The sequence below is a fragment of the Acinetobacter sp. 797_lipA genome (assembly GCF_058243025.1).
In genome coordinates, this window is sequence record NZ_JBZAYQ010000001.1 from 1,553,695 (window position 1) to 1,576,921 (window position 23,227).

Annotated in this window: 23 protein-coding genes; 15 read left to right on the forward strand and 8 right to left on the reverse strand. The window is 41.0% G+C overall.

The annotated features are described in order from the left end of the window. Positions 1 to 85 precede the first annotated feature (85 nt). The 4 genes from AC4CU2_RS07510 (at position 86) to dnaX (ending at position 5,141) form a co-directional block, all read left to right on the forward strand. Positions 86 to 940 (forward strand): MaoC family dehydratase, encoded by an 855-nt coding sequence (locus AC4CU2_RS07510; protein WP_490768553.1) that lies wholly within the window; start codon positions 86 to 88, stop codon positions 938 to 940. A gap of 68 nt (positions 941 to 1,008) precedes the next feature. Then, a complete protein-coding gene (locus AC4CU2_RS07515; RefSeq protein ID WP_490768554.1) occupies positions 1,009 to 2,259 on the forward strand; it encodes a serine hydrolase domain-containing protein in 1,251 nt (416 codons plus the stop codon). Between the two features lie 72 nt (positions 2,260 to 2,331). Continuing rightward, complete coding sequence (locus tag AC4CU2_RS07520; RefSeq protein ID WP_490768555.1) at positions 2,332 to 2,787, forward strand: copper resistance protein NlpE N-terminal domain-containing protein; 456 nt, start codon at positions 2,332 to 2,334, stop codon at positions 2,785 to 2,787. A 260-nt stretch (positions 2,788 to 3,047) separates the two neighbouring features. Further along, positions 3,048 to 5,141: a DNA polymerase III subunit gamma/tau gene (gene dnaX, locus AC4CU2_RS07525; protein WP_490768556.1), complete on the forward strand. Its 2,094-nt coding sequence runs from the start codon at positions 3,048 to 3,050 to the stop codon at positions 5,139 to 5,141. On the opposite strand, the gene AC4CU2_RS07530 is transcribed toward dnaX, so the two are convergent. Together AC4CU2_RS07530 and AC4CU2_RS07535 are read right to left on the reverse strand one after the other, a co-directional pair. Then, positions 5,134 to 5,577: an acyl-CoA thioesterase gene (locus tag AC4CU2_RS07530; protein WP_419276278.1), complete on the reverse strand. Its 444-nt coding sequence runs from the start codon at positions 5,575 to 5,577 to the stop codon at positions 5,134 to 5,136. The genes dnaX and AC4CU2_RS07530 overlap by 8 nt on opposite strands. 51 nt (positions 5,578 to 5,628) lie before the next feature. Continuing rightward, entirely contained in the window at positions 5,629 to 6,789 is a 1,161-nt protein-coding gene (locus AC4CU2_RS07535; protein ID WP_490752902.1) for an iron-containing alcohol dehydrogenase, read from the reverse strand. Positions 6,790 to 6,903: 114 nt separating this feature from the next. On the opposite strand from AC4CU2_RS07535, the gene AC4CU2_RS07540 reads away from it, so the two are divergent. The 4 genes from AC4CU2_RS07540 to AC4CU2_RS07555 are packed head-to-tail and all read left to right on the forward strand — an operon-like array spanning position 6,904 to position 10,612. Continuing rightward, entirely contained in the window at positions 6,904 to 7,413 is a 510-nt protein-coding gene (locus AC4CU2_RS07540) for a low molecular weight protein-tyrosine-phosphatase (RefSeq protein ID WP_490768557.1), read from the forward strand. Between the two features lie 13 nt (positions 7,414 to 7,426). Continuing rightward, a complete protein-coding gene (gene murB, locus AC4CU2_RS07545) occupies positions 7,427 to 8,464 on the forward strand; it encodes a UDP-N-acetylmuramate dehydrogenase (RefSeq protein ID WP_490768558.1) in 1,038 nt (345 codons plus the stop codon). A 4-nt stretch (positions 8,465 to 8,468) separates the two neighbouring features. After that, the gene (locus tag AC4CU2_RS07550; RefSeq protein ID WP_490768559.1) at positions 8,469 to 9,581 is read left to right on the forward strand and encodes a YdcF family protein; all 1,113 of its coding nucleotides are present in this window, start codon (positions 8,469 to 8,471) and stop codon (positions 9,579 to 9,581) included. Further along, positions 9,581 to 10,612, forward strand: a complete 1,032-nt coding sequence (locus tag AC4CU2_RS07555) for an alpha/beta hydrolase (protein ID WP_004696940.1) — start codon at positions 9,581 to 9,583, stop codon at positions 10,610 to 10,612. Before AC4CU2_RS07550 ends, AC4CU2_RS07555 begins: the two co-directional genes overlap by 1 nt. Positions 10,613 to 10,670: 58 nt before the next feature. Here AC4CU2_RS07555 and AC4CU2_RS07560 read toward each other — a convergent pair whose 3' ends face one another. After that, on the reverse strand, positions 10,671 to 12,341 hold the full coding sequence (locus AC4CU2_RS07560) for an FMN-binding glutamate synthase family protein (protein WP_419276286.1): 1,671 nt from the start codon (positions 12,339 to 12,341) through the stop codon (positions 10,671 to 10,673). A gap of 298 nt (positions 12,342 to 12,639) precedes the next feature. Between AC4CU2_RS07560 and AC4CU2_RS07565 the strand changes: the two genes are divergently transcribed. Continuing rightward, a complete protein-coding gene (locus AC4CU2_RS07565) occupies positions 12,640 to 13,326 on the forward strand; it encodes a LuxR C-terminal-related transcriptional regulator (RefSeq protein ID WP_004696942.1) in 687 nt (228 codons plus the stop codon). Beyond that, positions 13,323 to 15,221 (forward strand): sensor histidine kinase, encoded by a 1,899-nt coding sequence (locus AC4CU2_RS07570; RefSeq protein ID WP_490768560.1) that lies wholly within the window; start codon positions 13,323 to 13,325, stop codon positions 15,219 to 15,221. The genes AC4CU2_RS07565 and AC4CU2_RS07570 overlap by 4 nt, the downstream gene beginning before the upstream one ends. Positions 15,222 to 15,247: 26 nt before the next feature. Here the strand turns inward: AC4CU2_RS07570 and AC4CU2_RS07575 are convergent, their stop codons facing one another. Continuing rightward, the gene (locus AC4CU2_RS07575) at positions 15,248 to 16,414 is read right to left on the reverse strand and encodes a ribosomal protein uL16 3-hydroxylase (RefSeq protein ID WP_490768561.1); all 1,167 of its coding nucleotides are present in this window, start codon (positions 16,412 to 16,414) and stop codon (positions 15,248 to 15,250) included. Positions 16,415 to 16,607: 193 nt separating this feature from the next. Here AC4CU2_RS07575 and AC4CU2_RS07580 point away from each other — a divergent pair, with 193 nt between their 5' ends. Beyond that, on the forward strand, positions 16,608 to 16,964 hold the full coding sequence (locus AC4CU2_RS07580) for a hypothetical protein (RefSeq protein WP_490768562.1): 357 nt from the start codon (positions 16,608 to 16,610) through the stop codon (positions 16,962 to 16,964). Between the two features lie 180 nt (positions 16,965 to 17,144). Here AC4CU2_RS07580 and AC4CU2_RS07585 read toward each other — a convergent pair whose 3' ends face one another. After that, on the reverse strand, positions 17,145 to 17,738 hold the full coding sequence (locus tag AC4CU2_RS07585) for a Maf family protein (RefSeq protein WP_004984727.1): 594 nt from the start codon (positions 17,736 to 17,738) through the stop codon (positions 17,145 to 17,147). Next, the gene (locus AC4CU2_RS07590; RefSeq protein WP_004984725.1) at positions 17,735 to 18,121 is read right to left on the reverse strand and encodes a DUF2237 family protein; all 387 of its coding nucleotides are present in this window, start codon (positions 18,119 to 18,121) and stop codon (positions 17,735 to 17,737) included. Before AC4CU2_RS07590 ends, AC4CU2_RS07585 begins: the two co-directional genes overlap by 4 nt. 139 nt (positions 18,122 to 18,260) lie before the next feature. Between AC4CU2_RS07590 and AC4CU2_RS07595 the strand changes: the two genes are divergently transcribed. The 4 genes from AC4CU2_RS07595 to AC4CU2_RS07610 all read left to right on the forward strand — a co-directional run bounded on the left by AC4CU2_RS07595 (position 18,261) and on the right by AC4CU2_RS07610 (position 21,986). Then, positions 18,261 to 19,451, forward strand: coding sequence for a phosphoglycerate kinase (locus tag AC4CU2_RS07595; RefSeq protein ID WP_058869696.1), 1,191 nt, complete (start codon positions 18,261 to 18,263; stop codon positions 19,449 to 19,451). A 149-nt stretch (positions 19,452 to 19,600) separates the two neighbouring features. Next, positions 19,601 to 19,876 carry a hypothetical protein gene (locus tag AC4CU2_RS07600; RefSeq protein ID WP_004696954.1) on the forward strand — a complete coding sequence of 92 codons (276 nt, stop codon included), beginning with the start codon at positions 19,601 to 19,603 and terminating at the stop codon, positions 19,874 to 19,876. 121 nt (positions 19,877 to 19,997) lie between these two features. Then, entirely contained in the window at positions 19,998 to 21,035 is a 1,038-nt protein-coding gene (gene fba / locus AC4CU2_RS07605; RefSeq protein WP_004984718.1) for a class II fructose-bisphosphate aldolase, read from the forward strand. A 93-nt stretch (positions 21,036 to 21,128) separates the two neighbouring features. Next, positions 21,129 to 21,986, forward strand: coding sequence for an EamA family transporter (locus AC4CU2_RS07610; protein ID WP_490768563.1), 858 nt, complete (start codon positions 21,129 to 21,131; stop codon positions 21,984 to 21,986). On the opposite strand, the gene AC4CU2_RS07615 is transcribed toward AC4CU2_RS07610, so the two are convergent. Together AC4CU2_RS07615 and nfsB are read right to left on the reverse strand one after the other, a co-directional pair. Next, complete coding sequence (locus tag AC4CU2_RS07615) at positions 21,946 to 22,179, reverse strand: hypothetical protein (RefSeq protein WP_490768564.1); 234 nt, start codon at positions 22,177 to 22,179, stop codon at positions 21,946 to 21,948. The two genes, AC4CU2_RS07610 and AC4CU2_RS07615, sit on opposite strands and share 41 nt — an antisense overlap. Before the next feature lie 101 nt (positions 22,180 to 22,280). Next, positions 22,281 to 22,934 (reverse strand): oxygen-insensitive NAD(P)H nitroreductase, encoded by a 654-nt coding sequence (gene nfsB, locus AC4CU2_RS07620; protein WP_126036716.1) that lies wholly within the window; start codon positions 22,932 to 22,934, stop codon positions 22,281 to 22,283. Positions 22,935 to 23,227: the final 293 nt, after the last annotated feature.

Consider the following 23,227-nt stretch of genomic DNA (forward strand, 5'->3'; position numbering starts at 1 on the left):
GCATTTTCCCTCATCCCAACCTTCTCCCTGAGGGAGAAGGAGCTTTCAAAAAAATATTGCAATAAAAACTTCTCAAAGGTTCAGTATGAAGACTCGCCATTTTAGTCAACTTCCAAAACCATATATGGCTTATCCGAAAGTCATTCAAGGTTTGATCTTTAAAAAGCCAAAAGGTGAAAAAGTCTTACCGCAGGTTGAGTATGTGGTGGATTCTTTTAACGTCGATCAAAAGCATTTGAAAGCCTATAACCAAGTATGTGGCTTTAAAAATAATGGTTATATTCCTGCGATTTATTTAGCCGTATTATCGCAAAGCCTACAAATGCACATGATGGGGCAAGAGCCGTTTCCATTTCCTGTGCTAGGTTTGGTACATATTCGCAATCAAGTCAAACAAATGCGTAAAGTTGGTGTCAATGAAACCCTCACTTTATCATGTAAATATGGCGCGCTTGAGCCACATGATAAAGGTGTTCAGTTCGATTTTATTACCACAGTGAAAGTTGGAAATGAAGTAGTCGTTGAAGCATTAACCACGTATTTAGCACGTCAAAAGACCGATGGTAAAACAGCACCAAAATTAGTTGAAGCAACGACTCCAGATTATCAGCCGAATGCAGTCTGGGAAGTCTCTGAAAACACAGGTCGTCGTTATGCAATGACATCGGGTGACTTCAACCTCATTCACATTCATGCGATGACAGCAAAAGCCTTTGGTTTCAAACAAGCCATTGCGCACGGCATGTGGAGTAAGGCGCGAGCGTTGGCTTCGATCACATTGCCTGATGCTTATGAAGCAGATGTTTGGTTTAAACTGCCGATGTATTTACCGTCAACTGTCGATTTTATGACTGCTACAGATGGTGTAAATACCGCTTTCTTAATTCGAAATAGTAAGAATCAAAAACCGCATGTGACGGGACAGGTCAAAGCACTATAATTTTAAAAAGCCCAGTTTAGATTACACTGGGCTTTTTTATGCCAGCTTAAAAATACAAGGATGTGTAAATGAAAATTTTAAAACAATATTTACAAGCGAATCCGAACCATTACCAAGGCTATGTTGACCCACGTTTTCAAAGTGTTGCCCATCTGTTTAGCCGCTTGCAGGATGCTCGTTCAGCATATGGCGGTGCAGCTTGTGTTTTATATTCTCAAGGTGAAAAAGTTGTCGATATCTATACGGGTTTAGCAGCGGTAGATTCTCCTTGGCAGGCCAATACCATGTCGGTGTGTTATTCGACAGGCAAAGGCGTGCTCGCAACCTTGGCGCATATTTTAGTCAGTCGAGATGTGCTAAGCTACGACCAACCGATTGCGGATTATTGGCCTGAATTTGCCCAAAATGGTAAAGGAAAGATCACGCTAAGACATGTGTTGAGTCATCAAAGTGGATTATTTGATATTCGTAATAACATTGCCGATGCAACAGAGATGTTGGACTGGGCACATATGTTAGACGTATTTGAAAAGGCACAACCACGCTTTGCAATTGGTGAAGATGCCGCCTATCAACCTTTGTCATTTGGTTGGCTAGTCGGTGGTGCTTTGGAAAAAGCAACGGGGAAACCTTTAACTGAACTCTTCCAAACCTATTTAGTTGAGCCACTTGAGCTAGATGGGGCTTACTTTGGTGCACCCAGTGCTGAATTAAAACGTATCGCACGACCTATTACTCGTCCTGTACCTATCCAACCAAATCAAAAAAGTCCAACGAAGGTACGTAAGGTTTCATTGCTTGATAAAGCGATGCAGTGGTCAGGGCAAGATCCACAAGATTTTCAGGATGGCATGATTCCCAAAGGCATGAAAAAGGTCAGCTTTTATCATGATGATGCGATTCAGGCGATTATTCCTGCTGCAAATGGTGTATTTACAGCCAATAGTTTAGCCAAAGTGTATGCAATGCTATCTCAAAAAGGAATTTGGAAAGGTCAGCAGTTGATTCGTCCAGATGTATTTTCTGAATTGAGTCGAGTGCAATATACCGATCGAGATCGCGTGATGCCGATACCTATGCATTGGCGCTTGGGGTATCACCGTATATTAACCTTAGGAAAAACCGCAGAGCAGGGCTTTGGTCATATGGGCTTTAATGGTTCAGGGGCTTGGAGCGATAGTGAGCGAGGCTTAAGTTTTGCCTATACACATAACTTTGCTACAGGTTCTTTAACTGGGGATTATCGACTTTGGGCTTTGAGCCAAGAAAGTTTACGCTGCGCAGATGCGGTCTTAACAGGCAAAAAAGGCTGGTTTTGACAAGTCTGAGATTTAGTCAGCGTCTAAGATATGTTATGTTCGTCGCGGTTTAGATTTTTGAATATTTGTGACATGAAGGCTCCCATTCTTATCCCGCTGGTTGCTACAGGACTATTGTTAGGCTGTTCCGAGGCGAATCAAACGCAACATGATCAGTCTAAACTTCAAGTGGCAGAACAAAAGCAGATTATTCCTGCGTGGGTTGGGAGTTATCTGGGGACAATGCCGTGTATGGGATGTTTGTCCCGTTGTGAAGACTGTCCGGGTATGGCAGTTGCACTAGAGCTGCATGAAAACATGACTTATACCCTAAAACGAGAAAGTTTGAGTGGCCATAACGAAATCGAAACTTTGACTGGAGCACTTCGTTTTAATGCTCAAGATCAGCACAAGGTAGAGTTAGTGAATATGACAACGCGAAACTTGCTTTATATCGATTTAGAAGATCGTGTTTTAGAAATACGTGAAGATGTGACTGGAAAAAAATATCAAATGCAGAGTGATTTTATTTTAGTGAAACCAGCTTAATTTCCTAAATAGCTGTATTTTAGAAATTCATTTTAATATTTACACCTTTTTACTTTTCCAAAGCTCTCACTTTATTTCAAATCCATAATCTAAATACATAAATAGCTTGAGATAGAGAGTGGGATAAAAATGGAGCTAATGGTTTTTGGATTATTGATCTAAATCAGGTTTATAGCTTAGAAATGCGAGAACGGAGTGAAGTAATTCATTCACTCTTTGGCAAAAAAACAGTATGCTTAGGCCTATAAAAAGGAGCATACATGTATCAGGTACTTGCACGGAAATATCGTCCTCGCAATTTTAATGAGCTAGTGGGGCAAAACCACGTTTCTCGAGCACTAACCAGTGCTTTGGAGCGCGGACGTTTGCACCATGCTTATTTATTTACAGGAACGCGTGGGGTCGGAAAAACCACCATTGCCCGTATTTTGGCGAAGTGCTTGAACTGTGAAACGGGTGTGACTTCGACGCCGTGCGAAGTTTGCCCAACCTGTACCGCCGTGAATGAAGGCCGTTTTATTGATTTAATTGAAATCGATGCGGCATCACGGACTAAAGTTGAAGATACGCGAGAACTTTTAGACAATGTTCCTTATGCGCCGACACAAGGTCGTTTTAAGGTCTATTTGATCGATGAAGTACATATGCTCTCTACGCATTCTTTTAATGCTTTACTCAAAACATTGGAAGAACCGCCTGAACATGTCAAATTCCTTTTTGCAACGACAGATCCGCAAAAGCTCCCAATTACCGTGATCTCGCGTTGTTTGCAATTTACATTACGCCCGTTGGCTGTCGATGAAATAACTGAGCATCTGGGGAATATTTTAAATAAAGAAAGCATCCAAGCCGAACAAGATGCGATTTGGCAAATTGCAGAGTCTGCCCAAGGCTCATTACGTGATGCACTTTCTTTGACAGATCAAGCGATTGCTTACGGTCAGGGTGCTATTCAGCACCAAGATGTCAAAGAAATGTTGGGTTTAATCGACCGTACCATTATTTATGATTTGATCCTTGCGATACATCAAAACCAAAAACAACGGGTGAGTGAGTTGCTGATGCAATTCCGCCAGCAAGCACTCGATGTATCTTTAGTTTTAGATCAGCTGATTTCGACTTTACATGAGTTGGCATTACTACAATATTTGCCAGAACTTAGTCTCAAATATAGTGCTGAAATTAATAAAAAAATCATGCAATTGTCTCAGCAAATTGCTGCACAAGACTTACAACTTTATTACCAAATTGCATGTAAAGGGCGTGCTGAATTACAGCTAGCAGTCACCCAAGAGCAAGGCTTTGAAATGTCAGTGCTGCGCATGTTGGCGTTCCGTCCATTACAACCGAATGAAGTGCTGGTGGCTCAGGCCAATAGCGCTGTAGTTGAATCCGAATCTGTACAACAAACGGCAATACTGACTTCTGATCCAGAAACGGCTTTGCATCAAGACGCAGATGTTGAAGTGACATTTGAAGACGCTGAAATAACTCAGAATGCAGAACCTGAGTTTAAGCCTGAATTTGATGATGGAGATCTTTCAGAAAGCGACGAAGATAATAAACCACCAGTGGATGTATCTCAGCAATCTGATCAAATCGTATTCGATCCTTCAAGCGATGAAGTGTTGTTTGATTTAGATGAAGCAGACGAATTTAATGCGCAAAGCAATGACGATGAGCCAAATAGTGATGATTTCTTATTTGATGAAATTGTACCGCTAGAAACAGAAACTCAAAATGACGCATCCGTTGAACCTGCCGCAGTAATAGCTGAACCTGCTGTACAAGCGGAGTCTTCTGATTTAGCAAATGAAGTGCTGTCTGCTGATAGCGTACAGGACACCCAAGTTGTAGAAAATGAAAGCCTGCAAACTGTTGCTGCTATTGTAGAGCCCGTTCAACCTGAACAGGTTTCAACTGCATCAGCCGATTTAATGCCGCAAGATATTTTACAACTACAACCGCAGCAGTTAGTCGGTGAGTGGACAGTGGAGAAGTGGGAGTACTGGTTCAGAAGCAGTGGCTTATCACCCGCGGTACAAGAGTTGGCTCAGCAAGGTTTAATGGCTGGGCAAATTAATGCCGAGTCTGTGTTTATGATTCCGCAGCGTTATGAGCAACTCCTCACCCAATTACGTCATGTCTTGGAAGAAGCGCTTAAAGCTGAATGGCCTCAGACGCGTTTTGATGTGAAATATGCAGAAGTTGAAACGATTACCCCGTACACCATGCAGGCGCAGCGCAAGCAAAAAGCATTTCAACGTGCACATGAGTTACTGCAAAACGAAGACACGGTCAAAGGTCTTGTACAAACTTTTGATGGTGAATTACACAATATTCAACTTAAGTAATGTCATGGCTTAAGTAGTGGCGCAAAGCACTCCGCATTTCAGAGGGAATCGGGGTGCTTTTTCGTGTTTCACGGTCTACAAAGACATGAACAAAATGTCCTTGAGCTGAAGCAGTTTCTTGACCAAATTTGAAAATGGCAAGTTCGTAAGTGAGTGAAGAGTTCCCTATTTTGGCAATAGTCACACCAACATCAATAATCTCAGGATAAGACAACTCATGTAAGAAACTGCATGCTGAGTCGACCACTAAACCAATAATAGGGGATTGGTGAATATCAAAATTTGCTTTTTCAATCAGTAAGGCATTTGCGGCAGTATCAAAATAACTATAGTAGGTGACGTTGTTGACATGGCCATAGAGGTCATTGTCCGACCAACGTGTTTGAATCGGTAGAAAATAATGAAATTGGTCACGTGTCTTTGCAGCTTGTCTCATCGATATCATCCTTAAAATCGTATTATAAATAGCCTAAGTTAATTATATGGCTTAGCTGTAAATGGCTTGATAAATCTCGCGTGCCTGTTGCCACTCCAGTTCTCTTGGGTTGTTTTGTAGTAGGCGTGTTTGTAACATAGCATCGGTTGCAAGCTGGTCTAGACTATGTTCAGAAACATTCAACGCTTTGAGTTTTAAGGTTAAACCACTGCGGTCTAAATGGTTTTGCATATGATCGACAAAAAGATCAGAAAGACCATCGGTACAGCCTGTACTTTTTGGGTCGAGCCAGCAGATCAGTTCTGCATAATGTTGCTTAGCTAGTGGAAGATTAAACTTTAAAACCTCTGTCAGCACTAAGGCATTACTGTGTCCATGAGAAATGTGAAAATGTCCACCCAATGGATAAGCAAGCGCATGAACAGCACCGACAGGGGCATTGGCAAAGGCTTGTCCTGCCAACATTGAACCGACTAACATATTTTGTCGAGCTTCTAAATTTCGACCATCTTCTAGCACCAAGCTGAGGTTCTGATTCAGCAGTTTTAAAGCCTGTTTCGCTAGCATGTCGGCATAGGGGTTTTTCTTGATTTTAGAGGTATAAGCTTCAATCGCATGTACCATCGCATCAATGCCTGTAGCAGCACTAATATGACGCGGTAGGTTTTCAGTAAATGTCGCATCCAAAATCGCCACATCGGCAAAAAGAACGGGTGCTACAATTCCAGTCTTTGTCGTTTCACCTGTGGTGACAATCGAAATCGGTGTGACCTCAGAGCCTGTCCCTGCAGTGGTTGGGACCAAAATTAAGGGTAGGCGAGGTGCTTGGGCATTATTTACCCCATAAAGATCTGATAACTGTTGCTGCTGTGCAGGATGGCTGAGGATGGCAATAATTTTTGCAACATCCATAGAGCTGCCGCCACCAAAGCCTATAACGATATCTACCTTTTGCTGTTTGGCATAATCAACCGCATTTAAAACAATTTGCTCACTTGGATCTGCTTCAACCTCACTGTAAATACTGTAAGTCAGAGAGAGATCTTCTAAAATTTCCAAGATGGGAAGATGGAGCTGATGCTTTAACATGCCTGCATCTGTAACCAATAACAGATGCTGATAAGGACGTGCTGTTAAAATGCCTCTGAGTTGCTGAATGCTGCCTAAGCCTGAAATAATATTCGGCACAGTTTGAAATTGAAATTGGTTCATATCAGCATCCTTTTTTATATCTTATCCAACAATATTGTTTTGTACTTCTATAGGATTCATCCTCTAAATAACTTAACATAAGACACTTGAAAATAAAGCTGTTTAGAGGTGGTTATGTCATTCACAGCGCCCTATAAGGTGTTATGTGTCTGTTTAGGAAATATTTGTCGTTCTCCCACGGCAGAAGTGGTTCTCAGACATTTTTGTGATGCACATCAGCTCAACATCGAAATCGATTCGGCGGGAACCAGTAATTACCATCCCAACAAAGCACCTGACTTGCGTAGTCAAGAACATGCTTTAAAACGGGGCTATGATTTATCCAGCTTACGCGCACGACAGTTACAGACCCGTGATTTTGTTCATTTCGATTTAATTTTGGCGATGGATCATCTTAATTTTGATGATATTCAAGCCTTGTATCAAACAGCGCAAACTGAATTTGGTACTCAGCCTCTCCGCGCTAAAATTGCACTGATGTCTGAACATGACGCGCAGTATCCGCAGCAAGCATTACCTGATCCTTACTATGGTGGCTCTGATGGTTTTGAACGTGTTCTTGACCAATGTGAGTCGAGCAGCCAAGCGTGGGTCAGTATTTTTAAACAACACTTTGAACAGTAATTAAGGTTCGTGCATGCAAATCGAAACACAAAAACAGCTTAAACCTTTTAATACGTTAAGCTTAAATGCGATAGCCTCTCATTATGTTCAAATTCACAGTCCAGATGAGCTTGTAGAAGCATTGGACTATGCACAGCAACACGCTTTGAATATCATGATTTTATCTGGTGGAAGTAATATGCTGCTTCCTGCACAAATTGATGCTTTGGTTGTTCATATGAATATTCTAGGCGTAGAAAACCTGTCTGAAGATGCAACTACCAAAACTATACGGGTCGGTGCGGGCCAAGTTTGGCATGACTTTGTGCTTTGGACGACAGAACACCATTTATTTGGCTTACAGAATTTGGCGTTGATTCCAGGCCTCGTGGGTGCATCTCCTGTACAAAATATTGGGGCTTATGGTGTAGAAGTCGGTGAGTTCATCGAAAGCGTGCAAGTCTATGACCGACAGTTGAAAACATTTAGTGATATTGAAGCTAAAAACTGTGCATTTAGTTATCGTCATAGTATTTTTAAAGATAATCCAAATCGCTATGTGATTACGCATGTGACCTTCAAGTTGTTGAAAAAAGAAGATTTGAAAATTAGCTATGGTGACTTAAAACAAGCCGTGGGTGATGAGCTAACAGCTTTTAATTTACAACAGCAAGTGATTCAGATTCGTCAAAGTAAATTGCCTGATCCGAAAGAATTTCCTAACGTAGGCAGTTTTTTTAAGAACCCAATTATTAGTCAGCAAGCTTATGACCTTTTAGCTCAACAATTTGAAAAACTGCCACATTATCCGCAGCCGAATGGTGATGTTAAAATCGCAGCTGGTTGGTTGATTGATCAATCGGGCTGGAAAGGTAAGCAGCTCGGTGTTGTCGGGATGTTTGCTAAACAAGCCTTGGTTTTAGTGAATTATGCCAATGCAGACTTGAACGATGTACAGAGCACATACCGTGCAGTACAGCAGGATGTGTATAATAAATTTAAAGTTTTGTTGGAACCTGAGCCTGTGCTATTTAATTCGGCGGGTCTCATCCAATCTCATCAGGATCGTTAAAAGTATGAGTAAAACCCATAAAATGGTACGTTTAATGCAAATCACTTCGGTGCTGTTTGCATTTTTCGGCTGTTTAATGATTTTTATTTATACGCCTTTTTACTCTAAGCTGATTGTGGCGACATTAAATGCCTTTGTCCCTGTAGACGTCAATGAAGTTGCAGCACAAAGTCAAAAAATGGCAGCACTCAGTGAACAAGAAAGCTTAGAACCGGGTTCTGATTTATGGATTGCTCGTCAAGCGTACTTACAGTTGATGGAAGAGCAAATCAAAGAACATAATTCGCAAAACCTAACCACGATTCAGGCACGTTATAAAGCACTGCAACAGTTAATTATTTCTGAACAGCGTGAAGAGCAAGAAAAAGAGCAAAAGCCTCAAATTCCTTTGGTGGTTGAGACGGCAAGTTCTGAGGTTGATCCGACCGAAAATGTCAAAGAACTACTAGAGCTGAATAGCAAAGAAAATAAAGCCTTGATGGAACATTATCTCGACTTTTTAAAAACACATAAAGTTGAGACTGTAGAGGAAGAGCCGATAGATGAACAAATCTATCAGGACATCGCACAAATACATGCACAAAATGAAGAGAGAAAAGCGGCATTAAACATGCCGAATGCCATAGTTGTTTTGGGTGGTGGATTAACTTTAGACAAAAATCGTAAAGATATTGTGGTGAATGAATATACGCGATTACGTCTTGAAACCACATTGCAGGTCGAACAACAGTTCAAGCTCCCCATTGTGCTTAGCGGTGTCGAAGCCCCGTATATGCAAAGATGGTTAAAGGCACGTGGAGTCGATGCGAAACTATTGGAAGATCGTAGTATGAACACCTGCGAAAACTCGCGCTTTAGCTCTTTGCTGTTGCAGAAAAAAGGTGGCGCACCTAGAGTGATTTTAATTACAGATCAATATCATATGCCACGTACACGTCGTTTATTTGCTTTAAATGGTATAGAAACACAGCCGATTGAAGCACCTATGCCGACCCAATTAACCCAATGGCGCCCAAGTGAACAAAATTATGACCATAGTCGCCGTGCCAATTATGAAATGCTTGCGACAATTCGTGATGTTCTGGTGGGTTCGAGTGACTGTCGGGAGATTCCATAATGCCTGAACTTCCTTTTTTAAATCCTTCCGTACTCAAACAACTTGAACTTCCTGTGCCGAGCCGTGAGACGACACCACAGCTTTTAATGCCTTTGAATCTAAACCAGCCGTATGAAGCATCGGTGGAGATGGTGTCTTATCGTCGTTTATATGGTTTAGATGCGTTGGACTGTGATCACTGGCAAGGTTATGTTCAAATGCCTTTGTTTAAGCTGCATGTCCAAGTTTTTGCACCAAAAATTGAAAAAATCAAAGGTTCAGTCTGTCTGTTGCATGGTTATTTAGAGCATAGCGGAATTTATCAACCCATTATTAAAGAGTTGCTTGAACAAGGTTTTAGTGTACTGACCTATGATCTTCCAGGGCATGGACTCAGTGATGGATCACCTGCGAATATCCAAAATTTTGATCATTATCAAGATGTGTTACATGCGGTGGTGCGTTATGTTAAACATGCTGAGCAGTTGCCGCAACCGTGGTTAGGTATAGGGCAGAGCACGGGTGGTGCAATTTTGATGCATCATTTGCTTGAATTTGCCGAACGCCGTGAAAACCCTTATGTGCAACGTGTTTTGTTGTTGTCGCCACTCATTCGACCTGCAAAATCCGCTTGGTGGCATAACTCGGTTGGACTAGGCATTATTCGACGGATTAAACGTCAAGTACCGCGTCATTTTAGGCGGAATAACCATAACCCAGAGTTCTTACGCTTTGTTCGTTTAAAAGATCCGCTACAACCTCGCATGATGGGTATGGATTGGATTTTGGCTATGTCCAAATGGATGTTGGAAATGGAGCAGCGCCCAGCCTGTCGCATTCCTGTCTGGTTAGCCCAAGGTGCGCTGGATCAGACGGTAGACTGGCGTTATAACATTGAGTTTATTCGTGAAAAGTTTCGCTTACAGACTTTATTGATGTTGGAGGAAGGTTCACATCAATTGATCAATGAACGTTCAGATATTCGTGCGGCATTAACAGGTCTAATTCCAGCTTTTTTACATGCGCAGGGTTCATCGAGTGGATATTACTAACATTCTGTGATTTCTCTTATCGAAAATAAAAAGGAGGCTGATAGAGCCTCCTTTTTATTTAGAAATGTTCTAATTTGGACATATTCCACATACGGAAATAGAAGTTCTCTTCATCTTTATTTTCACAAGACAGCAGTTCACCATCTTTTAACCAAAAATGCAGCTGCGCATAGTTTCGAATTTCTCGGTCATTAATACGCTGTGCTAAATGGCGTGCTTTAATTTCTGCTGGATGTTTTAAGCCCGCTGAAGCAATCATTTCTGAAAGTGCCTTTAATGTGTTGTCATGAAAATGAAGTACACGTTCGGCTTTGGTGGGCACATGGATTGCTTTTTGACGCTCTTTGTCTTGTGTCGCAACACCGACAGGGCATTGGTTGGTATGACAACTTTGCGCTTGAATGCAGCCCACAGCAAACATAAACCCTCGTGCAGAATTGACCCAATCTGCACCAATTGCCATGGTACTGGCAATATCAAAGGCACTAACCAATTTGCCACTGGCACCAATTTTGATCTGATCACGTAAACCAGCACCGACCAGTGTGTTGTGTACAAAAAGTAAGCCTTCACGTAGTGGTACGCCCATATTGTCTATCAGTTCGATAGGTGCTGCACCAGTCCCGCCCTCGGAACCATCTACCACAATAAAATCGGGAATAATTTGAGTATGTAGCATGGCTTTGACAATACTCATAAACTGCCAAGGCTGGCCAATACACAGCTTAAATCCGACTGGTTTACCTTCAGATAGCTCACGCAGTTTTTGAATAAAATGCATCATCTGAATAGGTGTTTTGAAGGCAGAGTGACTTGAAGGAGAAACACAGTCATGATCACGACTGACGCCCCGTATTTCGGCAATCTCTTCAGAAATTTTATCTTTCGGTAGAATCCCGCCATGGCCGGGTTTTGCTCCCTGAGAGAGCTTGATTTCGATCATTTTGACTTGAGGTCGTTTGGCTTGAACGGCAAATTTTTCAGGGTCAAATTGCCCATCTAGAGTACGGCAGCCAAAATACCCACTGCCTAACTCCCAAACAATATCGCCTCCATACTCAAGATGGTACGGACTTAAACTGCCTTCGCCAGTATCATGGTAAAAACTACCCATTTGTGCTCCTTTATTTAAAGTGCGAATAGCATTGGCACTCAAGCTGCCAAAACTCATGGCTGAAATATTGAAAATAGAAGCACTATAAGGTTGTGAGCATTGCGAATTGCCCACCAAAATACGGAAGGTTTTAGGGTCAGCAGGTGTACATGGGCTCAGTGAATGAGTCATGAAGCGGTAATTGTCTGCATAGACATCGATAATGGAGCCGAATGGTTTATCTGCATTTTGGTTTTTTGCACGTTGATAGACCAAACTGCGTTGCATCCGTGAAAAAGGCAGTGCGTCTTGATCTGCCTCAATAAAATACTGGCGAATTTCAGGGCGGAAATCTTCAAAAATAAAACGAAAATGTCCCATAATCGGATAGTTCTTTAAGATCGAATGTTTATTTTGTAAAACATCATGCAAGCCAACAAGACTTAGTAAACCTGTGATCAGCCAAATACTGTTCAGTAAAGTGTCCGAAATAAAATAATTAATATAGATGGGCGTATGGCTATAATGAAAAAAAGAAATGCTCAAGAAAATAAAAATACACAGTAGCCAAATGGAGTGCCGTGAAAAAAAAGTATTGAGTAATTTATGCCGTATGGATTGAGCAGGGCTAGACATATGGCTGGGCATCCTTCCTGGTTGTTTAGACCTAATGTGCCAAGTCTCTATTTCATCTACAAGTAATAAATTGTTGTTAAGTCCGTTATTATTCGCAGGGGCAATCCAATATTAAAATTACGGATAAATTTTATACAGATTGATATCTTTCAGAATTTAAAGTATATAAAATGAATATGAACAAGCGCTTATTGTTCAAAAGAAAAAATTATAAATTACTTACTTCTAGGGATAGGTTAGGCCAAGCTTGCATCGGTATAGTGTGGTTGAAGAATGATAAGAAAAAGGGGAAGCTTCAGTGAAAAATAAGGAAACTGTTTTGCCTGCACCTGTTTTAATCGTGGAAGATGAAGCCATGATTCGCTCGCGCCTAGATCTGATCCTGTCGGAGCTGGGCTATAGTCAAGATATGCTGATTTTTGCTAAAAATTTAGCTGAAGCCATGCAAATCATTGCATCACAACCGATTTCTTTAGCCTTAGTTGATTTAGGGTTGCCCGATGGGAATGGTATTACCTTAATTGAAAAACTTAGAGAGATAGACGAAAGCGCCTTAATTCTGGTGATTTCGGCATGGAGTACACAGCAAAGTTTATTTGCCTCGATTAAGGCAGGAGCGAATGGCTATGTACTGAAAGAACGTGATGATGCTGAAGTGCTAATGTCGATACGGAGTATTTTGCGCGGCGGAGCGCCGATTGATCCCTTTATTGCTCGCGAAATTTTAAATCAAATCTCAACCTCAAATACCCCCCAAACTGAGCGTGTAGAGCAGTTGGATGGTCAGGACTATGATCAACTGACCAATCGAGAAACTGAAATTCTAAACTTGGTGGCACAAGGCCTGAGTAACCGCGAAATTGCTGAGCAATTATTTGTTTCGCGCTATACCGTTGAAAGCCATATTAAGCATATTTACCGCAAGCTTTCTGTTTCAAAAAGAACCAAAGCAGTCAGTACTGCGCGTTCTTTAGGTATTTTATGAGAAATGGCTGGCTGAGCATTTTTGTCACACTGTGTTTGTGTGCGCTTAGTTTTGCCAGTTCCGCACAAACGAACTTTGCTGTTAGTCCAACCTGTAAAGTGAATGTCGATAAAATTTCTGCGGTGAAAACAAGTTCTATCGATGTTGTTCCGAAGACGGGATGGGTAGAGGTTAAAAACCCTGACGTGTGGACAGAACGCTGGCCACATTACGATGGCGGCGTTTGGTACCATTTTAATTGGCATTGGAGTTGTAACGACAGTAATGAACTGAAGCAGCCTTTAGCATTTTCTGTGGAAGGCATGAGTAGCGCAGGCGCTGTTTTTTTTAATCGAAACCTGCTTTGGAAAGATAAGCATTTAGTTGAACCCCTATCAAAAAGTTGGAATACTCCGCGTTTTTGGATCCTTCCTGTCGAAAGCTTAAAACAAAAAAACAATGACATTTGGGTCTATGTGGTTGGTAATAGTTATGAAAGTCCGGGTTTAGGCAAACTAGAATTTTCTGATATCACAACAGCATATGATAAACAACAAAAAAGAATTTGGAACAAGAGAGCACTGTTTCAAGTCAATTTAGTCATTTCCACCACCTTAGGTTTGGTGTGCTTTGTCATTTGGTTTTTTAGACGCAATGAAACAACATTTCTGTGGTTTTCTGTTAGCTGTTTGTTTTGGGTCTTGTTTATTTGGAATGTCATCAACCGAGAAGTGTTTCCATATCCAAACTCCTTGTGGGTCATGAAAACTAACCTGACTTTTTTTGTTTTATACAATGTTTGCTTTTGCATTTACTTGCTGCGTTTTGTGAAGACAAAGTTTGCTGAATTAGAGAAAACCTTATTTTTAGTTGCTGCAGTGTGTATTGTCACCATCTTGTTTATCCCGAGCTTGATGGTCAATATCGTATTTGCTGTGATTTTCCTGTTATGTATTGCATTATTTATCGCATCATTCTTTTTTGTGATTTATCGTGCTTATAAGACCAAGCGCCGTGATTATATCTTGTTGGTGGTTTGTTTAAGTGTGATTCTTATCGTTATGCTTTACGATATTTCACTACTTTTTGATGGGCATATTAATGACCATCAGCCTTTGTCGCCGTATACCTCACCGGTGATCACTTTTTTTATTGTGATTATTCTCGCAACACGATTAGATAAAAATATTAAAAAAATACAAAGATTTAATAGTGAACTTGAGCAGCGGGTAAGCTTTGTGACCAGTAATCTGTCCTCTAGTTTATATGCTCGACACCAATTAGAGCTTGAAAATGTCCGCTTACAAGAGCGTATTCATTTAGCACACGATTTGCACGATGGTTTGGGTGCATCTTTGGTTCGTTCCATGATTTTAGTGGATCAGAGCTCCAGCACCATGTCGAATCAACAATTTTTATCCATCCTCAAATTGCTTCGAGATGATTTAAGACAAATTATTGACAGCGGTTCTTTAACTAATAACAAAACGCCAGATAATCCTGTGTTATGGATTGCTCCTGTTCGCCATCGGTTTAGTCAGATCATGGATGAGTTGGACATTGAGGCGACTTGGAGCATTCCAGAGGCATGGGAAATACAACCGACAGCACTACAATGTTTGACTTTAATTCGTGTGCTTGAAGAAAGTTTGACCAATATTATGAAGCACAGCCAAGCACGGCATATTGATGTAAAAATGTATTATCCAAGTACAACTCACCTAGTCATGATTATTCAGGATGATGGTGTAGGTTTTAATGTGGAGTGTGTGCTTAACCACGGGATGGGCATTGGTATGCGCAGTATGAAAATGCGTTTAGAAAAAATTGGTGCTGAGCTCAATATCGAATCTGAAAAAGGCTGTACCAAAATTATTGCCAGTTTAAGGTTTGGTGAGGGAGAAAGTGCTGAGTAGATTAGATTCCTCAGCACTTGGTTTGCTTAAGCTTCGTCAGGTGGGAGTAGCATTAAGACGGATTCGTTCATCAGCATTGCAATGTCTTCTAGAATATCGGCATCATATAAGCTTTCATCAAGTAACAGTGCTTCACCATCTGCTAAGTTCTTAAGTAATGGTGCAAATTGCTCTGAAATGCATAGCCCTTCACCGTTGGCCCAAAATAAGAATTCATCTTCATCGTGGGTATAAAGTAGCCGAGAAGCGGGTTCTAAGATCAGCTGATAACCTTGGTCTAAAATACCTTCTAAATCTCCTGTGCCAATTTCTTCAGCTTCAGGAATATTTTCAGGGTATTTCGGCTCTGACATCAAGGTCATAATAGCATCTTCAAGCAAAGTTGAATTTTGTAGCTGAGCCAAAATTTCTGCTTTTAAATAATCCAATTCGTTTTGTGTTAATTGACCGATCGGGCTTTGTTGATCACGGACAATATCGAGCAAAGGATTACGCAGTAGCGCGTTATCAGATAGTTTATCGCCTACACGGTCTACCATGTCGGTGACGTTTGGCATACGGAAGCCAAAAGAGAAGGTCAGACAGTCATCTTCAGCTACACCAAAATGTGATAAACCTGGTGGTACATAAAGTAGATCACCTGGCGCTAATACTTCGTCAAAATGTACGTCAATTTCAGGCAGTAATTTTAAAGGTTGGCCTGCAACAATCTCAGAGTCAGCATCGCACATTTGACCCAACTGCCAACGACGATGACCATAACCTTGAACTAAAAAGACATCGTAAAAGTCAAAATGCTTTCCGACAGAGCCACCCTTAGGCGCATAGGACACCATGATGTCATCACGGCGCCACTGCGGAATAAAAGGAAATTTTTTCCACAGTGCTGCTAAGTCAAAAGAGTAGTGGTCTACGGCTTGAACCAATAAAGTCCAGAGTTTTGGCATCTTTTGGAAATCAGCTTTTATCAGCGGTGAAGACTTGACCGACCACTGATTTGGGTCACGGTCTTTTTGTTTGATTAAACGGGCTGTGACATTTTCATCTAAAGCCAGTTCCATGATATCGCTAGGTTCTAAAATATTGATAATTTCAGGTAGCGCGTTGCGGACCAATAATGGCTTTTTTTGCCAATATTCGGCAAGGAATTGTTCAGCTGTAATACCGCCAAGAACATCAAGAGATTGGGACATGAAAATAGCCTAAGCAAATTTAAAACAATATTGTGACTATTGTCTTATGATCGAAGGCCTATGTGCAAGTATCGTTAGATTTATTTAAATGCGCTTGGTTGATTTAAATAAATTAAGTTTGTCTGAGTCGTTATGATTGCAGGCATCAAAATTTTTACAGCATAATAGGTCTAAAATATAGTGAAGAAAAATAATGTTAAGTAAAGAAGATGCCGAGAAAATGGCGAATGAGATATTGCAAAAAGAAAGAGAGAAAAGTCAGTCCAAATTAGCGAAAAAATCATCCTCAATCGATAGGATATATAAAACAAAAAATTTGGCTAAGGTGCCGCAATATCAGCATATCTTACTTTTTAGACAAGCCAAAAGTCTCGCTGAAGATCATCCGCTATATAATAAAATGTGGTATGGCTATTTGATATTGGCATTGTTATTTGTCAAATATCTCTTTAGACAGAGGGAAAGTGTGAGTAGCTTTGACCCTAATAATATTGGTCTATTTTCATTTCTTATTCTTTTTATGGTCATTGCGCTAACCGTAGTTTATTAATTCGAATGTACTTTAAACGACTCATTCAAGCTTATCTCTCAGCAAATTCGTTTAAAAAGCTTTGAGCGATTGGTCATATATTATATTAATGCTGTTGTTACATTTAATGCTCAAAATTGAACAGCAACATCTGCTGCTGTTCAATTTATTGAGGAACCAACTAAAAATACTTCTACAGAATTAAGGCACAAGTACTTTTAATTCACGCAGAATATGACATAACTGAATCATAGGCATACCCATCAATGTAGTTTGATCTTGTCCTATCATTTGTTCAAATAAGCTGATACCAAGGCTTTCACACTTGAAGCTTCCAGCACACATCAGTGGTTGTTCAACTTCAACATAACGCTGAATTTCAGGCAGTCCTAGTTTACGGAACTTAACTTTATAGTGCTCAACCAGACTACGTTCAAAACCTGTTGAATGTTGCTGCACGCTGAGTGCGGTACTGAAGTAGACAATCTTGTCCGAATTAGCCTGTAGCTGTTTAATGGCTTTTTCAGTACTCAATGGCTTCCCAATAAAAATATCGGGTGCACCTTCACGCCATGCTACTTGATCTGAACCAATCACGATTGCTTCCGGGTTCTGTGACGCAATGACATGCGCTTTTTCATAAGCCAGTCGTTTGGCTAAATCATCGGCATGGCTTTCACCACGAGGCGATTCGTCTATATCGGGGACAACGCAGCGGTAGTCTAGACGTAAACGGTTCATGAGGTCTTTACGAGTTTGACTGCTTGATGCCAAGATAATTTCTGAAGTATTCATTCGACTGCATATTCCATAAGCACATTCAGTGGTACATAGGAGAGTACAGCTTGATGGCAAGCTTGAACTTTAACAGGAGGCGCAAAACCGGCCTGATAAGCTTCTACCCAACGGGTCACACAGATACACCAAAAATCACCAGGTTGTAGACCTGGAAAGTCAACTTCAGGCACAGGGGTAATAAGATCATTACCCACTCGCTGAGAAAAATTTAAAAACTCAGAGGTCATTTCGACACAGATCGTGTGTTGTCCCAAATCGGAAGGTGCTGTATGACAAAAACCATTACGGAAATATCCCGTGATCGGGGAATAACAACAGCTGGCTAAAGGTTCACCCAAAACGTTTAAACGGTTTAGATTTGGATCAGGATGAATAGACATAAATGCTAAATCTAGTGAGACTTTTCACTATGATAGCAAAACTTTGCCTTTCGTTTGCTTTTCTACAAAAGAAGCTAACCTTTTTCTGCATAATCATTTAAAATCGACGCGATTTTTATATATAGAAAGAGAGCTCTACATGAATTTTCAGCGTATGACTGACCTCGATTTAACGGGTAAACGTGTTCTTATTCGCGAAGATTTAAACGTTCCTGTTAAAAATGGTGTGATTACAAGTGATGCACGTTTACGTGCCGCTTTACCAACAATTAAAGCAGCGTTAGCACAAGGCGCAGCCCTAATGGTTTATTCTCACCTTGGTCGTCCAGTTGAAGGTGAGCCAAAACCAGAACAATCCTTAGCACCTGTTGCTGCGTATTTGACTGAAGCATTGGGTCAAGATGTTCAATTAGTGACGGATTACCTTGATGGTGTTGAAGTTGCAGCAGGTCAAGTGGTACTCCTTGAAAACTGTCGTTTTAACGCAGGTGAAAAGAAAAACAACCCAGAACTTGCGGCAAAATATGCAGCACTTTGTGATGTATTTGTGATGGATGCATTCGGCACAGCGCACCGTGCAGAAGCATCAACTGAAGGTGTGGCACGTTTAGCGAAAGTTGCGGCGGCTGGTCCTTTATTGGCGGCTGAGTTAGATGCACTTGGCCGTGCATTACAAACACCTGAAAAACCAATGGTTGCTATTGTTGCGGGTTCTAAAGTATCGACTAAGTTAGATGTGTTGACATCACTTTCTGATATTTGCGATCAATTGATCGTGGGTGGTGGTATTGCCAATACGTTCTTGGCAGCAGCAGGCTTCAATGTCGGTAAATCATTGTGTGAAAATGATTTGATCGATACAGCAAAGGCAATTGCGGCAAAAGTTTCTGTACCGCTTCCAACGGATGTTGTAGTAGCAGATGCTTCTGAAATCGATTTTGCAGACTTCTTAGGTTCATTGGCAGCAGCAAAAGCTGTCGTGAAAAAAGTTGAAGATGTGACTGACAATGACATGATTTTGGATGTAGGTCCAGAAACGGCAAAAGCATTTGCAGACATTCTAAAAACGTCGAAAACGATTCTTTGGAATGGCCCGGTGGGCGTATTTGAAGTTGATCAATTCGGCGAAGGCACAAAAACTTTATCTTTAGCGATCGCTGAATCTGCTGGCTTCTCTATTGCAGGTGGTGGTGACACTTTAGCTGCTATTGATAAATACGAAGTTGCAGACAAAATTGGTTATATCTCAACCGGTGGTGGTGCTTTCCTTGAGTTTGTCGAAGGTAAAACACTTCCAGCAGTTGCAGCGTTGATAGAGCGCGCACAATAATTATTGTGTGCTCATGCTGTTGTAAAAAGGTTGACTTCGGTCAACCTTTTTTTATGGGATTAACAAATCTATTCATCATTCAGTCATGAAAATGAAATAATGCTGAAATAAACTACAGGGCATTAAATCATCTGTTCTAGGAAAACATTATGAATTTAAAAATGACCCTTGCTGCACTTTTGTTAGCACCATTGGCACTGACTGCTTGTAAGAAAAATGAAGCACCAGAGCAAACCGCTGCGGCATCTGAAACAGCAGCAGTTGAAGAAGCTGTAACGGCTGAACAACAAGCGGCAATTGATGCGATTGATCAGCCAGAGTTGGATGAAAAGAACAAAGACATTCCTGCTGAAGTTGCAAATGCACCAGCAGATGCTGCAACTGCGGATCCTGCGGTAGAGGCTTCGGCGGCTACAGCACACTAAATACACGCGAATTTCGTAAAAAGTCCCTGCAATTGCGGGGATTTTTTTTAAATAGTGTTATTTGTTGCTGAATTGAAACCTTTGAGCATGTAGAATATGTCGCATCAACTGGGAGGACATTATGGCTCTTATTTCATTGCGCCAGCTCTTGGATCACGCCGGCGAACATGCTTACGGCGTACCAGCATTCAACGTAAACAACTTAGAACAAATGCGCGCAATCATGCTTGCAGCAGATGCGACAAATTCACCTGTTATCGTACAAGCATCAGCGGGTGCGCGTAAATATGCAGGTGCTCCATTCTTACGTCATCTTATTTTGGCTGCAATTGAAGAATGGCCACACATTCCAGTGGTAATGCATCAAGACCATGGTACAGATCCAGACGTTTGCCAACGTTCAATTCAATTGGGCTTCTCATCTGTGATGATGGATGGTTCATTGGGTGCAGACGGTAAAACACCAACAACGTATGAATACAACGTTGATGTAACTCGTCGTACAGTACAAATGGCGCATGCATGCGGTGTTTCAGTTGAAGGTGAAATCGGTTGTTTAGGTAGCCTTGAAACGGGTATGGCGGGTGAAGAAGATGGTGTAGGCGCTGAAGGTGTTCTTGATCATTCTCAACTTCTCACTTCAGTTGAAGAAGCACGTCAGTTCGTTGCAGATACCAATGTCGATGCACTTGCAATTGCAGTAGGTACTTCACACGGTGCATATAAGTTCACGCGTCCACCTACAGGCGATATTTTGGCAATTGACCGCATTAAAGAAATTCATGCGGCGCTTCCAAATACTCACCTTGTGATGCACGGTTCAAGCTCTGTACCACAAGAATGGTTAGCGATCATTAACCAGTACGGCGGCGACATCAAAGAAACGTATGGTGTTCCTGTTGAGCAATTGGTTGAAGCAATCAAGCACGGTGTACGTAAAATCAACATCGATACAGACTTGCGTTTAGCATCGACTGGTGCAATGCGTCGTATGATGGCTGAACAACCAAGCGAATTTGACCCTCGTAAATTCTTCGCGAAAACTGTAGACGCAATGAAACAAATTTGTGTTGACCGTTATGAAGCATTTGGTACAGCGGGCAATGCTGACAAGATTCGTCCAATTTCTTTAGAGAAAATGGTTGATCGTTATAAATAATTCTTTTTGAATAATTTATATTGGAAAAGCCCACCCTGATGTGGGCTTTTCTATGTGTGTTTATATTCGAGGCGACAATAATAAGAGTGTGCTATGGAACTGATATTTGCTGCGGCCTGTTGTAGTGTGGTGGTCTCCATTCTTTTAAAATGGGGCAAAAACAAAGGATTTGATCCGATCCAGATGATCAGCTGGAACTATGCTTCAGCCAGTTTACTGTGTTACGTCTGGTTTAAACCTGACCTAAGCCACGTTTCTGTTTCAAATACTCCGTGGTGGCTGATTATAGCGCTTGGTGTCTTGTTACCGAGTGTATTCTTATTTTTGGCCAAGTCTTTACAATATGCAGGCATTGTCAAAACAGAAATCGCACAGCGTTTGTCGGTGATTTTATCTTTATTGGCGGCTTATTTTATTTTTCAAGAACAGTTTAATCAGCTCAAAATTATCGGGGTAGTCTTGGGGCTTGCCGCCGTGATGTGCATTTTATTTACCAATGCCTCTGGTGGTGGAGAAGGTCAAAAACAGGCCGTGTGGTATCTAACACTAGTTTGGTTTGGTTATGCGCTGATTGATATCTTGCTCAAATATACAACAGGGCTGGGTGTGCAGTTTTCCGTTTCGTTAAACCTGATGTTTATTTGCGCGTTTTTATTGTCAGTCGGTTATGTTGCCGTGACTACGAAAAATATCGGCTTAACCAAGAACGTCGTGGCAGGTCTATGTCTTGGGGTGTTGAACTTTGCCAATATCGCACTTTATGTCAAAGCTCATCTGCTACTCAAGGATAGCCCAGCGGTCGTTTTTGCGGGCATGAATATTATGGTGGTGCTGTTAGGCGTATTCAGCGGACTACTTTTCTTTAAAGAGAAGCTCAAATTCCCAACAGTCATCGGATTGGTGTTGGGTATTACAAGCGTGGCTTGTTTAGCTTATGCAATGTCTGTTTAAAATAGTTCTGCACAAAGGAAAAAGGGTGCTTGAACAGATCTTCAATCACTGCAATTCCTAATAACAGCCCTGGTTGCTCACAACTGGGGCAATCGGGATATTGAGGGCGCATAATATGTTGATACTGACCTAAATAGATTTTATTACAGTGTGCACATTCAAATTTCATCGGCATATTGGGCTTAACAGACATCAGCAACCTCACTATTTTTGTTTTTGATATTGAAAATGATGAAACAATTTTCAGGCCCAAAATATAAAAGGGACTGAAGTCCCTTTTATATACAAATAGCATTACAGCTGCGTGAAAATATCTTCTTTGCTTAAACGAGACTTTGGCAATTTTGCATTGAAGTCGGCATCACTCCGATAGCCTAGTGTGAGCAATACAGAAGGGACTAGACCTTGTTCGGTTAAACCTAGCTCTTCACTAATAATGGATTCATCAAAACCACCAATTGGCGTCGCATCAATTTTTTCAATACCTGCAGCCAATAGAATTTGACCTAAAGCAATAAAGGTTTGGTTTTCAGCCCAACGCTGTACATCACCTTTTTCATTGCGGTAATAGTTGACATAACCTGAACGACTGTCTTTTTGGCCTTGTTTAGCTGCCTCATCTTTAAAACGACCATGTAGGTCATCTTGATGCAATAAATTTTCCAAATGTTGCTCAGAAATATCGGCTTTGGTACAAAATAAAATTGTATGTGATGAATCTAGTACTTTGGGAGCATTGTATGCGTATTTACCCACCAGTGCTTTTGCAATTCGTTCTTTGGCGTTTGTGTTTTCTGCAATGAAAAAATGCCAAGGCTGGATGTTGATAGACGATGGCGTTAAGCGGAGAATTTCTAATAATCGAGTAAACTGTTCATGAGGGATCTTTCTATTTGGGTCATAAGCTTTGGTGGTATAACGACTTTTTGAAATATTTAGCAGATCCATAATCGCACTCAATTTATTATTGATGTCTCATTCTAACCGATGAAAGGAGACTTGTGATCACGCTACAACTCTAACAGACTTAGATTTTAGTTGAATATGTGTACTGGCTGAAAACGCATTTAAGCGCCTGTGAATAAAGTATTTATATGAAAAGTTTTTTATTTCAAACAGATAAAATAATAAAAAAGTGATTCTATTAAAAAATGGGCTACTTTTGCTTAAATCTTGACAACCTAGTATAATGCAGACTACGAGTAGGTATTGTTCCTACTTTTCTATGATATAGCTGATTG